We start from the raw sequence: 13,530 nt of genomic DNA, 5'->3' as shown, positions 1-13,530 counted from the left end.
GAGAGCCGGCGTGAGCTGTTTCTGCATTTGTGAGATCTCCGTGGTTGATCCGTTGCGTTTGTTGTGTACTGGGTCCCTGGCGGGTTCTATTAGTTGTGGGGGCGCGCACCGGGCCATGGTGTCGATGGCTCGGCCCGGGCACGCCCGCTGCAGTGGCAATGGGTAACGCAGACCGCTTTGCAGGCTGTTTTTGCAAACAGCTTCCTGCAAACAGCTTTTGGAAACCGCTTTTTTTGCTCAGCCGGATACTAAGTCGTTCAGGCGGAACTGTGCAATCCGGTGGATCTGGTTGATGCAAGTTTGCAACTCCGCGGCCGGATCATTGCCCACCCGTCTTGCGAACTCGCCGATGATGCCGGCGCGGTCGTATCCGCGCACGGCCAGGATGAAGGGGAAGCCGAATTTCTCGTTGTATTGGCGGTTGAGCGCCTGCAGTTGCTCGAATTGCTCGGCGGAGCACTGGTCCAGGCCGGCGCCGCTTTGCTCGCGGGTGGATTCCGCGGTCAGTTCGCCGCGTACCGCGGCCTTGCCGGCGAGCTCCGGGTGGGCGCGCACCAGCTTGATCTGGGCGGCGTCGCCGGCGCCGTCCACGATGGCGCGCATGGCTGCGGCCAGCGCGGCGGCGTTAGGGAAGGGGCGCTGCGCGGCGGCGGCTTGCGCCACCCATGCGGAGTGCTCATAGATGCCGCCGAGCGCCTGGATGAAACCGGCGGCCGGCAGGGCGTTGAGTTGGTCGAGAGTGTAGGTTTGGCTCATGCTGGGTTGGTGCTTGGATTGTGCCGGGCTTGTGCCCGGCTCAGGCCGGGCTCTTTTCGGTATGGGGATGCGTCTCGATCCAGTGGCGCGCGATGTCCACGCGGCGGCAGATCCAGACCTTGTCATGCGCCTGCACGTAGTCGAGGAAGCGCTGCAGCGCGCGCATGCGCCCCGGTCGGCCCAGCAGGCGGCAGTGCATGCCGACCGACAGCATCTTCGGACGGTCCAGGCCCTGCGGGTCGCCTTCGGCGTAGAGCACGTCGAAGGCGTCCTTCAGGTACTGGTAGAACTGCTCGCCGGTGTTGAAGCCCTGTGGCGTGGCGAAGCGCATGTCGTTCGAATCGAGCGTATAGGGCACCACCAGGTGAGGCCTGGTTTCGCCGTTGGTGACTTCCACCTCGGTCCAGAAGGGCAGGTCGTCGCCGTAGTAGTCCGAGTCGTACAGCAGTCCGCCGTGTTCCACCACCAGGCGGCGCGTATTGGGGCTGTCGCGGCCGGTGTACCAGCCCAGCGGCAGCACGCCGGTCAGTTCCTTGATGATCTGCATGCCGATGCGCATGTGCTCGCGCTCGGTGGCCTCGTCCATGCCCTGGTAGTGGATCCAGCGCCAGCCGTGGCAGGCGATCTCGTGGCCGAGTTCGACCAGGGCGCGGGTCAGCTCGGGATGGCGCTGCAGCGCCATCGATACACCGAAGACCGTGAGCGGCAGCCCGCGTTGCTCGAACTCGCGCAGGATGCGCCAGACGCCGGCGCGCGAGCCGTACTCGTACACGCCTTCCATGCTCATGTGGCGGTCCGGGTAGGCCGCGGCGCCGATGATCTCCGACAGGAACTGCTCGGAGCCGGCGTCGCCGTGCAGCACATTGTTCTCGCCGCCCTCTTCGTAGTTGAGGACGAACTGCAGCGCAATGCGCGCGCCGCCCGGCCAGCGGGCGTGCGGAGGCTGGCTGCCGTATCCGACCAGATCGCGTGGATAGTTGTTGCTTGTCATCAGAGTCATGGTTCTTCAGGGAAACGGTGCCGGCCGCCGCCGGCGGGCTTATTCCGTGCCGTGCGTGTTGGCCGCGGCGTTGCGCATGGCTTCTTCGCGCGACTGGACGCCGTTGAAGAAGACGTTGAGCACGACCGCGACGATGGTTCCCAGCACGATGCCGCTGTGGGTGAACGGATCGGTCCACTTGGGCAGGTACTGGAAGAAGGTCGGCGCCAGCGTCGGGATCATGCCGAAGCCGATCGAAATCGCGACGATGAAGAGGTTGAAGCGGTTGCGGTTGAAATCGCAGGAGCCGAGGATGCGGATGCCGGTGGCGGCCACCATGCCGAACATCACGATGCCGGCGCCGCCGAGCACGAACTGCGGTACCGAGGCCACGATGTGCGCCATCTTCGGGAACATGCCCAGCGCGATCAGGATGACGCCGCCGGCCACCGCCACATAGCGCGAGCGCACGCCGGTCACCGTCACCAGGCCCACGTTCTGCGAGAACGAGGTGTACGGGAAGGTGTTGAACAGCCCGCCGATCACGGTGCCCAGGCCATCGGCGCGCAGGCCGCGGGTCAGGTCCTGGTTGGACAGGCGCTTGCCGGTGATATCGGCCAGGGCGAGGAACATGCCGGTCGATTCCACCAGCGTGATCAGCATCACCACGCACATCGACAGGATGGCGGGAAGATCGAAGGTGGGAATGCCGAAGTGCAGCGGCGTGATCAGCGCGATCGCGCTGGCTTCGTTGAGGCCTTCGAAGGAGACCTTGCCCAGCGCCATCGCTACCAGGGTGCCGATCACGATGCCGAGCAGCACCGCGCAGTTGGAGATCAGGCCGCGGCCATATTTGCTCAGCAGCAGGATCGCCACCAGCACCAGCGCCGCGATACCCAGGTTGCCCAGGTCGCCATAGGCGAGGTTGGGCACGTCCTTGACCACGCCGTCGATCACGGCGCGCACGGTGGGCTGGCCGCCGGCCGCCCAGTTGATCCCCACCCGCATCAGCGAGACCCCGATCAGCGTGATCACCGTGCCGGTCACCACCGGCGGGAACAGGCCGAGCATGCGGCCCATCAGCGGCGCCACCAGGATGCCGAACACCCCGGCGGCGATTACCGCGCCGTAGATGCCGAGCAGGCCCACGTTGGGGTCGGAGCCGATGGCGATCATCGGCGCCACCGAGGCGAAGGTCACCCCCATCATGACCGGCATGCGGATGCCGAACTTCCAGAAGCCGAAGGCCTGGATCAGCGTGGCCAGACCGGCCGCGAACAGGTCGGCATTGATCAGGAAGGCGAGCTGGTCCTTGGGCAACTTAAGCGCGCCGCCGATGATCAGCGGCACCGCGACGGTACCGGCGTACATCACCAGTACATGCTGCAGGCCGAGCGCGAGCAGCCGGCCCGAAGGTAGCCGCTCGTTGGTGAGGTCCGTGGGGACCGTGGTGCTAGCGCTAGTCATTGGTGTGTCTCCTCTCCTTTGGATTTGATGGGAACGCTGCCGGGCGGCTTGGCCTTTCGTTATGGGATTCCGGCGGCGCGCATCGTCAGGGACGCGTTCTCATGAGCAGGAATCGGGCCTTGGCCGCGATCTGGCAGCGGGAACAACCTGCTAGGTGGAGTGACCCAGCACGCTGCGAAGATCGAAATTGCCCGGTTCGTCGGGCTGGACGCGGTCTGCGCAGGCGCCGAGATGGTGCGCCATGCGGCTCTGGGCGAGAGCGGCGTCGCCCTGTTCCAGTGCATCGAGAATCTCTTCGTGCTCGTCGAAGGAGCAGGCGTTGTTGCCCGGCGCTTCGACGCTGGCGATCATCAGCGTGGTGCGCGACACCAGCCGCCGCATCATGGTGACCAGCAGCGCGTTGCCGGAAAGCTCGGCCAGCGCGGTATGGAACTCCGCCGACAGGCGGATCCACTTGGGCCGTTCATTGGTAAGGAAGGCCTGGCGCTCCGCTTCCACCATCTTGCGCAGCGGCGCGATCACGCGCTTCACGTCGCGCATGGCGGCGAGCTTTTCCAGCACGGCGCGCTCCAGCATCTGGCGCAGCTCGAACATGTCGTGCGCCTCGTCGGTGGAGGGGCTGGCGATGAACGCGCCGCGGTTGGGCTCGAGATCGACCATGCCGTCGGCTGCCAGGTGCGCCAGCACCTTGCGCACGGTGTGGCGCGCGGTGGCATAGATTTCGCACAGCGAGTGCTCGGTGAGCTTGGTGCGCGGCGGCAGCCGGTGTTCCATGATCGCGTCATAGATCTCGTGATACATGCGCTCCTCGACGGAACCCTTGCGGGCGGGCTTGACTTCGGTCGGGGCGGCGGTGTCGCCGGCACCGGCGATCAGCTTGAGACTCTTGGACATCTTGGCACCAGCGTATCGGTGAGTAGGGGAACGGCGCGCCGCCGGAAGAGGGGGTGAAGCAGGTGGCGCGTCCCAAAAATTGTTGACAATTATTTGGTTATGGCTTCAATATTGTCAACAAAACCTAGCTAGGTTTTCGACAACTCAGGGTAATTCCCGAGTTGTCATAAGGACCGGTGCGAAGCATTGTCGCCCTGCACCAGTCCAGCGCCGGGATGCGTTAGAAATACGTACCGAGCGGGCACCATTCCCACAAATGGTGCTAGTGAAGGCAGCGGCGCCTCTCACAACCCAAAGCCCTAAGGAAGAACAGGATGGGACGCTTGACCACTCATGTACTCGACACGGCATCCGGCACGCCCGGCGCCGGCATGTCGATTACCCTGCATAAAATTGTCGACAATCTCAAGGAGACGCTGAAGACCGTCGTCACCAACCACGATGGCCGTTGCGACCAGCCCCTGCTGGAAGGCGACACCATGGCGGTCGGGGTGTACGAACTCGAATTCGGCGCCGGCGATTATTTCCGCGCACAGGGCACCAGGCTGCCCGAGCCAGCCTTCCTCGACGTGGTGACGCTGCGCTTCGGCATTGCCGATACCAGCGCGCACTACCACGTGCCGCTGCTGGTCTCTCCCTGGTCGTACTCGACCTACCGCGGCAGCTGAGCGCGGAACGGGAAATAAAGGAGACAAGACATGGAAGGCTATATCCTCGACTGGGCCAATCTGCTGCTGCGCTGGGTGCACGTCATCACAGCGATCGCGTGGATCGGTTCCTCGTTCTATTTCGTCTGGCTCGACAACAGCCTGACCCGGCCCGAAGACCCCGACCTGCAGGAGAAGGGCGTGGGTGGAGAGCTATGGGCGGTGCACGGCGGCGGCTTCTACAATCCGCAGAAGTACCTGACCGCGCCCAAGACCCTGCCCGAGAACCTGCACTGGTTCTACTGGGAGTCGTATTCCACCTGGATGACGGGCTTCGGCCTGCTGGTAGTGCTGTACCTGTTCAATGCCAGCACCTTCCTGATCGACAAGAACGTCATGGACATGTCTCCGGGCGCGGCGATCGGGTTTGCCCTTTCCTACCTCGGGGTGGGCTGGGTGGTGTATGACTGCATCTGCCGCGTGTTCGGCAAGAGCGACCGCACCGTCGGCATCCTGGTGGCGATCTACGTGGCGCTGGCTGCGTTCGTGGCATGCCATGTGTTTTCGGGCCGCGCCGCGTTCCTGCTGACCGGCGCGATGATCGCTACCATCATGAGCGCCAATGTGCTGGTGTGGATCATCCCGGGGCAGCGCAAGGTGGTCGCCGCGCTGCGCGCGGGCGAGCCAGTGGACCCGGTGCATGGCAAGAACGCCAAGCAGCGCAGCGTGCACAACACCTACTTCACGTTGCCGGTGCTGTTCGCCATGCTGTCGAACCACTACAGCATGACCTACAGCTACAAGTACAACTGGGCCGCGCTGGTGCTGATCATGCTGGCCGGCGTGCTGATCCGCCAGTTCTTCATCCTCAAGCACAAGGGCAAGATCAACGTGGCCTGGCCCGCCGCGGGTGTGGCGGTGCTGGCGGTGGTCGCGGTGATGATCGCGCCCCAGCCGCGTGAAGCCGTGGCGAGCAAGGACGGCGCGGCCACGCAGGTGAGCTTCACCAAGGTGCAGGAAGTCATCAACTCGCGCTGCATCCAGTGCCACGCCGCAGCGCCCAAGCTGATGCCGAGCGCGGCCAAGGGCATCAAGCTGGATACCGCCGACGAGATCAAGGCGCACGCGCAGCTGATTTATCAGCAGGCGGTCCAGCAGAAGGCCATGCCGCTCGGCAATGTCACGCAGATCACGGACGACGAGCGGGCGCTGCTGGGCCAGTGGTTCGAGGGCGGCGCCAAGACCACCAACTGATCTGCGCCGGTGGGCTGCCTGGCCAGGGCCCGCACCGTATGCGCGCGCCCTGGTCACCGGGGCCCGCCTTGCGGGCGGGCCCGATACCGGGCATCGGTGATCGACGGTCCGGTGGCCGCGCGGTTTGCGGCCGGAGGTCCGGACCGCAGAGGGTTTGAACGGGGCGCATGCCCCTTTTTTTTTGTTCGCCCGGCATGCATGGCGAACCGCAGGAGTGCCGCTACTGCAGGTTCGCAATGTAGTTGGCGAGGTTCTGGATATCCGCATCGGACAGGCCCCGCGCCACGCTGGTCATGCTGCCGGCGTCGTTGGTGCGCTTGCGCGAGCGGAAGTCTTCCAACTGCTTGACGATATAGGCGTACTGCTGTCCGGCCACGCGAGGAATTTCATTCTGCCCGGCGAAGCCGCCGAGATGGCACATGGTGCAAGGCACTTCGTCGGCCTTTTTCCTGCCGGCTTCCACTTTTTGTCCATCGGCCTTGAATTGCGAGGGAATGGGCTTTTGCGCGGCAAAGTACTCGCCCAGGTCGAGCATGTCCTCGCGCGATAGCGGCGCGGCCATCGGCGTCATGATCGGGTCGCTGCGCCGGCCTTCCTTGAAGTCCTTCAGCTCCTGGTAGATGTAGCGCGCCGTCTGTCCGGCCAGCACCGGATACTGCGGATTGGCGGCGTTGCCCATGGGCCCGTGGCAGGCCACGCACGACTCCGCCTTGCGCTTGCCGGCCTCGGGATCGGCGCGCGCGATGGCGGCGATGCCAGCCAGCGCCGCGCACAGCAAGAACGCCCGCCCCGCCAGCGCCGGCTGGCGGGAACGGGCGCGGGCGGATGGACTACGCACGCCGACTACCCTTTCGATCCTATTGCAGCGCGAACACCAGCACGCTGTTGCCGCGCTTGAAGTCCAGTTGCGTATTGCCGCCGGCGGCTACCGCGATATATTGCTTGCCGCCCACCATGTAGGAGACCGCCGGCGCATTGACGCCCGCGCCGCACTGGTATTCCCACAGCTTCTTGCCGGTGCTGGCGTCGAACGCCCGGAACAGGCCGTTGCCTTCGCCGTTGAACACCAGTCCGCCCGCAGTAGCCAGCACGCCGCCGATCAGGGGTTGGTCGGTCTTGTAATCCCACACCACCTTGCCGGTATCGATGTTCACCGCGGAGAGCTTGCCCCACTGCGCTTCGGACGGAATGGTCTTGAAGGCGCCGCCCAGCCATAGCTTGCCGCCCGGATAGGGGGAGGTTTCCACCTGATAGGTCATGGGCTGATGCAGGTTGGCGGCATAGGCCAGCCGCGTCTTCGGGCTGAAGGCCATCGGCGACCATTCCACGCCGCCATTGGCGCCCGGCAGCATGCGCGCGCCGCTGGGCGTGGGCAGCGTCCACATGTCTTCCTGCGGGATCATGGCCTGCGAGAAGCGGATCAGGCGGCCGTCGCGGCGGTCATGCACATAGACATGGCCGGTCTTGCCGCCGTGGATCACGCCGGGAATCATCTGGCCGTTCTTGTCGCGCACGTCGGCCAGGATCGGCGGGCTGGCGGCGTCCAGGTCCCACACGTCATGGGCGATATATTGCGAGTGCCACTTGTAGGCACCGGTATCGAGGTCGACCGCCACCATCGAATCGGTGTAGAGGTTGTCTCCGGGGCGGATGGCGCCATACAGGTCGGGCGAGGGATTGCCTACCACGAAGATCGCCATATGGTTCTTGCGGTCGATCGCCGGCGGCATCCAGACGCCACCGCCGAGGGTTTTGTAGAAGTCGCCGCCCTTGTCCGCCAATTGCTTCTTTTCGGCCGCGATGTCGCGCTTCATGTCGCGCCCGGTCGCGTCTTTCGTCGCCCAGATGCCCTCATGTCCTTTCTCGGGGATGGTGTAGAAGGTCCACAGCAGCTTGCCGTCGGTGGCGCTGTACGCCTTGAGGAAGCCGCGGATGCCGTACTCGCCGCCGTTGGTGCCGATCAGGACCTTGTCGTCCACCACCACCGGCGCCATGGTTTCCGAGTAGCCCAGTTCCGGATCGGCGATCTGTGTTTCCCATAGCAGCGCGCCGGTCTTGGCATCGAGCGCGACCAGCTTGGCGTCGAGCGTGCCCATGTAGAGGCGGCCGCCGCTGACGGCGACGCCCCGGTTGTTGGGCCCGCAGCAGAATGTCGTGATCGGCCCCATCTTGTGCTTGTAGTGCCAGAACTCCTTGCCGGTCACGGCGTCGATCGCGTAGACGTGGTTGTACGAGGTGGTCAGGAACATCACGCCGTCGATCACGACGGGCGCGGTTTCCATCGATTCCAGCACGGCGGTCTGGAACAGGAAGGCCGGCTTCAGTTTCGACACGTTCCCGGTGTTTATCTGGCTGCCTGGGTAGTAGCGGGACTGGGCGTAGGAGCCGTTCGAAATCAGCCAGTCGTTGGCATTGCCGCCGGCCGCATCGAGTTGCGCCTGCGTGACCGGCGGGAGGGAACGGGTCATGGGCGCGCCCGTGGTGGTGGCGCCGCCCTGGATTTCCTCCGCGCCGAAGGCAACGCTCGCCACCGACACGACGGCTGCCGCAAGGGCAAGGAATAGCAGGGGGAGGGTCAACCGGGAAAGGCTGCGTGGCGAGAGCATGGGAAGCTCCTTTCTTGACATTTTCTTCGTGCCCCGGCTTTCCCGAGGCGAACACATGCGCTGTCGCACAAGCAGACGGCCCGGGGTCACAAGCAGTATAGGTAAGAGTGCCGGCAAAACAACCGCGCGTCGCGCCCGCCGGCAAAAAGCACGGGGCGTGCGCCGTTGCGCCGCAGGAACCCCGTATGTCGCGCCGCAGCACGCGTATGCGCGCGCCTTGAATTTGCGCGTCTTACGCACCACACTTAGGCGGCGATGGCCTCGCGGCGAACGAGGCCGGCAACGTACGCCAGGGTGAAGACGGCGGGAGACCGACATGAACACAGGCACGGGATGGCGGCGCGCGGGGCTTGCGGTGCTGTTGTGCAGCGCCGGCATGCTGTGCGCGCAGGCGAGGGCGGATGACGACATCAGTCCCAATGCCCGCCTGCTGGCAGCCGTCAGGGCGGGCGACACCGCCGGGGTGAGCGCCACGCTGCAGCAAGGCGCGGCCGTGGATACGCGCAACCGCATCGGCGACACGCCCCTGCTGAGCGCCAGCAAACGCGGGCTGACCGAGATGGCGCGCACGCTGCTCGAACACGGCGCCAACGTCAACCAGGCCAACGTGCAGGGCGTGACGCCGCTGATGGCCGCCGCCTTCGGCGGCCATGAGGAGATCGTGGCGATGCTGCTGGCACGGCATGCCGAGCTGGCCGCGACCGACCGCGTCGACAAGACCGCCATGGTCTATGCAGCCGGGCAGGGCCACGCGGGCGTGGTGCGCCAGTTGCTGGAGGCCGGCGTCGACGTCAACACGACTTACGGCAACGGACTGACCGCGTTGATGTGGGCGGCCGGCTACGACCAGGCCGATGCGGTCCGGCTACTGCTCGCCAAGGGCGCCAGGCCCGAGTTGCGCGACAACCGCGGCAAGACCGCGCGCGACATTGCCGAGCAGGCCGGGGCGGCGAACGTGCTTGGCCTGCTCGGCACGCCGCGTTGAGGCACTGCCTCCGGCGCGTCGCCGACGTACGCCGATGCGCGCTTACGGCGCATCCAGCGTGCCCGCACTCTTGGGATAGGTGACCACGCCCCAGCTCAATGCGAGCCCGTCGAACTGCCGTACCGGCCGGTAGGTCTGCGCGTCCACCACATACACCGCATTGGAGCGGCCGCAGGCAAGCAGCAGGCGCGTGTCGTCGGGCGTGAAGCTGAAGTGCCAGCAGCGTTTCCCGGTGGGGATGTCGGCGATGTTCTGGTAGCTGTTTGCATCGAACACCTGCAGCGTGTCCGCGCGCGAGGCGGCGATGAAGAGCCGCTTGCCGGCGCGGTCGAAGGCGACGCCGTAGGGGCCATTGCGCGTCGGCACCGTTTGCAGGATGCGGTAGTCCCCGGCATCGAGCACGATGAAGGCATTGCCCGATTCCAGCGTGACGATGTAGCGCCGTCCGTCCGGGCTCACCTTGATGCCGCGCGGCCGCGAGCCCGGCGGCGCCTTCAGCAGGCCGACGCGGCGGCCGCTCGCGCGCTCATAGACCGAGATCGTATCGTCGCCTTCGTTGGTGACCAGCAGCCGCCGCCCGTCGGGGGAGAACTCGATGCCTTCGGTCTCCAGTCCGCTCGGGATCGCGCGGGTGACGCGCCACTGCGCGAGGTCGATCACGGCGATCTCCGCCGGGACCGGTGCGTCGTCCCCGGCCTTGGGCTGTACGGGCGCGTCAGGCGCCGCGCCGGGCGCGCCCGTGCGCTCGCCGGGCTCGTAGGTGACGAAGGCCTGTCCGCCGGAGACGCGCACGAATTCCGGGTTCTTGCCGATCGGCACGCGCCGGAGCACCTGCCCGTCGCGGGTGTCGATGACGGAGAGGTCGCCGGTGGCCTTGTTGGCGGTCAGCAGATATTTGCCGTCCGCGCTGATGGCGAGGCCGCGCGGGCCCTTGCCGCCGGGATCCAGGGTGCGCGTGACTTCGAGCCGGTCGAGATCGATCACCGCGATGCCGCCGCTCTCGCTCGACACATAGGCCGTGGCGGCGCGCAAGCCGGTTGTGACCGCCGCGCAGGCCAGTCCCGCGCAGCATGCCAATATGGCGAGCCCGGGTTTGCCACCTGTCCATCTTGCCGCCATGCCTGCCTCCGTTGTCAGCTTTGCCGCTGCTTTTGATCCGATCGATTCATTCTCGGCGAGGGCGCGCCATCTTCCAAGGCTTTCCGGCGCGCTAGTGCCCGCCCCATTCGTAGCGCACGCCGACCAGGAACAGGCGCGGCGCGCCGGGCGCGACAAAGCGCTCGGTCGGCACCGTCGCGCCGGGCTGCAGCAGCGTGCCGCCGGGAAATACATTGAGACCCGCATGGCCATAGCTTTCGTAGCGGCGGTCGAACACGTTGTCGACGCGCGCATAGAGTTGCCAGTGCGGGTCGACCTGCCAGCTTGCCCGCAGGTTGAACAGCACAAAGCCCGCGGTGCGGGCAAGCCGCGGGTCCTGCGCGCTCAGCGCGCCGTCCTCGTTGCCGGCGACGGGGCGCGAGGACGACACGGTCATCGCTCCGCCCAGGGTGACGGATGCGGTCGCGCGCCAGTCTGCCCCGAGCTTGAAACCATGCAACGGCACGCCGGCCATGCGCGTGCCGGGGCGCACGTTGACGGGCGCCGCGAACGGCGTCTGGATCTGGCCATCGGCCTGGTAGGTGGCCTGCAGGTAGCTGTAGCTGGCACGCAGCGTTAGCCGGCCCAGCCGGCGGCGCAGGCCGAGTTCCAGCCCCTGGCTGCGGGTCTTGGGAAAATTCGTGAAGTAGCCGAGCGGGCTGACCGGCGATCGCTCGAACAGGATGTCGTCGCGATTGTCGCTGCGGTACAGCGCCAGCGTCAGGTCGGTGGCATCGCTGGCTTTCCAGCGGCCGCCGAACTCGACGGTGCGCGAAACCACCTGCCGCAGGTAAGGATCCGCCTGCAGCCCCGTAGGCAACTGGCAGGCGTTGGCCGGGTCGGCGCAACCGAGTTCGATGGCGGTGGGCATGCGGGTGCCCTGCGAGCCCGAGGCGAAGACGGTGAGGCCACTCAGCAACTGGTGCGAAAGGCCAAGCGAAGGATTGAGCCGCGAGAACGTGAAACGCTCGTCGGAGGCCTTCGGCAAGCTCAGCACCGTATGCGTGCGCGAGGTGTTCCAGCGTGCGCTCGCGGTGAGGTAGGTATGCGGCAGCAGCCTGATGGTGTCGGAAGCGTACAGGCTGGCAGTGGTGGTACGGCCATCGAGCGAGGCATTGGCGGTGGGCGTGGAGCCCGGTTCCGCGATGGCCACGCGCTGCGCGTCGAAGCTGCCGTCCTGCGTCTCCTGGTGATACGACGCGCGGCTGAGCTCGAACGCGGCGCCGAGCACCGCGTTATGGACGTCGCCGGAATGCGACCACTGCGTGGAGACGCCGTAGTCATGCGTGCTTACCGTCGACGTATTGAAGACGGCGCTGGCCGGCGCATCGCCGGGCTGGCAGCCGGCGCCTGCGGCATTGCCCTGGCAGCCCTGCAGCCAGCTCAGGTAGTTGTCGCTGACGTCGCCGGTCGCGGCGGTGGCGTGGCTCTGGCGCATGTAGAGCGTCAGCGCCAGCTGGTCTTCGGCATTGAACTGGTGCGCGCCGTTCAGGATCAGTTGCAGGGCGTGCGAGCGGGTCAGGTCGGGGGCGGAGTAGATGGCCTGCCGCCGCTGCGCATAGATGCTGTCGGGCAACAGGCCATTGCCCGCCAGCTTGCTGCTGCTGCCCAGGAGGCTGACGCTCCACTGGGTATCTGTGGTGGAGCGCCCCACCTTGGCGAAGAGGTTGCCGAGCTGGCTGCTGGAGAGGTCGCGCCAGCCGTCTTCGCGAAAGCCGGTGCCGGCAACGAAGGCATGCCAGCCATCGCCGAGCATCTTGCCGGCGCCGATATCCAGCCGCGCGCGGCCGTGGCTGCCGAGGCTCAGGTCGGCTTCCACGCCAGGATGCGTCTCGCCGGATTTGGTGGTCAGGGCCAGCGCGCCGCCGAGGGAGTTCAGGCCGTACAGCGGATTGCTGCCCGGCACCAGCGTGATGGCGCTGATGGCGGCTTCCGGAATGCTTGCCCAGTCGACGACGTCGCCGAGCGCGGAATTCTGGCGCACGCCGTCCAGGTAGAGCGACAGGCCCTGGGGGGCGCCGAGCGTGGACGAGAGCCGGTAGCCCCGGTACAGGATGTCCTGCTGGAAGGGATTGCCCTGCGCATCGTTGAGCACGACGTCGTCCATGGTTTCCGCAAGGAAGGAGGACAGGTTGCCGGCCTTGGCGCGTTCCATGTCCGCGTCGGTGGCGCTCTGCACATTGCCCGGGAACGCCTCGCGGGGGATGGAGAACGACGGCAGCGGCGCGGGCGCGACCACGGTGACTTCCTTGAGGCTATGCACCTCGTCCACCGGCGCTGGCGGAGACGTTTCGGCCGCCCCGGCACTGCTGGCCATTGCCAGCCAGGCGCATCCGGCCGCGCTGCGCCGCAGGCTCCCGCGCGTGACCCGGAGCCAGGCCGGCTGCCTGGCCTGCATCAGGCTGGATCTGCCAAAGCCGGGGGAGACGGGGGCCATCACCTGCTCCATGGAGACCAGGGCAAAGGAGCGGGGCCGCGCATGCCGGAACCGCCGGTGGAGTGATGCAAGTGGTACTTACTGTAGTGCAGGACAAGGCCATCGCCAAATTCGCCTGCATCGGCCTCCGGCGGCAGTCTGCCGAAGCGGTGCGGGGCACGGCGGTGCGGGCTGCATTTTTCGCCTAGAGTTTGAAGGCAGATCCGGTATTGCCCCCGGCGCCGCGGCCAATCGGGACAAGCCGGCCGAGGCTGATCTGGCGCTGCAGCGTGCCGGTCACAGCAGCGAGGAGCCCGTCATGCCGTTCTCCGGCCATCCCATCCGCACCCGCTTTGATACCGCCGAAACCATCGGCCGGCGCCGCCGCC

12 protein-coding genes are annotated in these 13,530 nt (G+C 66.4%); 3 read left to right on the top strand and 9 right to left on the bottom strand.

All coding sequences use genetic code 11. The annotated features are described in order from the left end of the window. Nucleotides 1-237 precede the first annotated feature (237 nt). The 4 genes from uraD to P3W85_RS34495 form a co-directional block, all read right to left on the bottom strand. Nucleotides 238-756, bottom strand: coding sequence for a 2-oxo-4-hydroxy-4-carboxy-5-ureidoimidazoline decarboxylase (uraD, locus tag P3W85_RS34510; protein ID WP_276268061.1), 519 nt, complete (start codon nt 754-756; stop codon nt 238-240). A 40-nt stretch (nt 757-796) separates the two neighbouring features. Next, a complete protein-coding gene (gene puuE / locus P3W85_RS34505; RefSeq protein ID WP_276268063.1) occupies nt 797-1,747 on the bottom strand; it encodes an allantoinase PuuE in 951 nt (316 codons plus the stop codon). Nucleotides 1,748-1,795: 48 nt separating this feature from the next. Then, nucleotides 1,796-3,202 carry a nucleobase:cation symporter-2 family protein gene (locus P3W85_RS34500; RefSeq protein ID WP_017229504.1) on the bottom strand — a complete coding sequence of 469 codons (1,407 nt, stop codon included), beginning with the start codon at nt 3,200-3,202 and terminating at the stop codon, nt 1,796-1,798. 150 nt (nt 3,203-3,352) lie between these two features. Beyond that, entirely contained in the window at nt 3,353-4,096 is a 744-nt protein-coding gene (locus tag P3W85_RS34495; RefSeq protein WP_017229505.1) for a GntR family transcriptional regulator, read from the bottom strand. 314 nt (nt 4,097-4,410) lie between these two features. On the opposite strand from P3W85_RS34495, the gene uraH reads away from it, so the two are divergent. Then, nucleotides 4,411-4,764, top strand: a complete 354-nt coding sequence (gene uraH / locus P3W85_RS34490) for a hydroxyisourate hydrolase (protein ID WP_017229506.1) — start codon at nt 4,411-4,413, stop codon at nt 4,762-4,764. 30 nt (nt 4,765-4,794) lie between these two features. Then, on the top strand, nt 4,795-5,997 hold the full coding sequence (locus tag P3W85_RS34485) for a urate hydroxylase PuuD (RefSeq protein WP_276268060.1): 1,203 nt from the start codon (nt 4,795-4,797) through the stop codon (nt 5,995-5,997). A 220-nt stretch (nt 5,998-6,217) separates the two neighbouring features. On the opposite strand, the gene P3W85_RS34480 is transcribed toward P3W85_RS34485, so the two are convergent. Both P3W85_RS34480 and P3W85_RS34475 read right to left on the bottom strand, forming a co-directional pair. Further along, nucleotides 6,218-6,835: a c-type cytochrome gene (locus P3W85_RS34480; RefSeq protein ID WP_276268059.1), complete on the bottom strand. Its 618-nt coding sequence runs from the start codon at nt 6,833-6,835 to the stop codon at nt 6,218-6,220. Nucleotides 6,836-6,854: 19 nt separating this feature from the next. Then, nucleotides 6,855-8,603, bottom strand: coding sequence for a pyrroloquinoline quinone-dependent dehydrogenase (locus P3W85_RS34475; protein ID WP_276268058.1), 1,749 nt, complete (start codon nt 8,601-8,603; stop codon nt 6,855-6,857). 316 nt (nt 8,604-8,919) lie between these two features. Here P3W85_RS34475 and P3W85_RS34470 point away from each other — a divergent pair, with 316 nt between their 5' ends. Continuing rightward, on the top strand, nt 8,920-9,588 hold the full coding sequence (locus P3W85_RS34470) for an ankyrin repeat domain-containing protein (protein WP_430869676.1): 669 nt from the start codon (nt 8,920-8,922) through the stop codon (nt 9,586-9,588). Nucleotides 9,589-9,630: 42 nt separating this feature from the next. Here P3W85_RS34470 and P3W85_RS34465 read toward each other — a convergent pair whose 3' ends face one another. From P3W85_RS34465 to P3W85_RS34455, 3 genes are all read right to left on the bottom strand, one after another. Further along, the gene (locus tag P3W85_RS34465) at nt 9,631-10,707 is read right to left on the bottom strand and encodes a beta-propeller fold lactonase family protein (RefSeq protein ID WP_276268057.1); all 1,077 of its coding nucleotides are present in this window, start codon (nt 10,705-10,707) and stop codon (nt 9,631-9,633) included. A gap of 91 nt (nt 10,708-10,798) precedes the next feature. Beyond that, nucleotides 10,799-13,162: a TonB-dependent receptor gene (locus tag P3W85_RS34460; protein WP_276268056.1), complete on the bottom strand. Its 2,364-nt coding sequence runs from the start codon at nt 13,160-13,162 to the stop codon at nt 10,799-10,801. 184 nt (nt 13,163-13,346) lie between these two features. Then, a partial coding sequence (locus P3W85_RS34455) for a hypothetical protein (RefSeq protein ID WP_276268055.1) occupies nt 13,347-13,530 on the bottom strand: 184 nt, incomplete at its 5' end.

Origin of the sequence: Cupriavidus basilensis, from assembly GCF_029335485.1 — a bacterium.
GTDB lineage: Bacteria > Pseudomonadota > Gammaproteobacteria > Burkholderiales > Burkholderiaceae > Cupriavidus > Cupriavidus basilensis_E.
The sequence above is the reverse complement of the archived record's forward strand: the minus strand, read 5'-3'. Positions and strand labels throughout refer to the sequence as shown.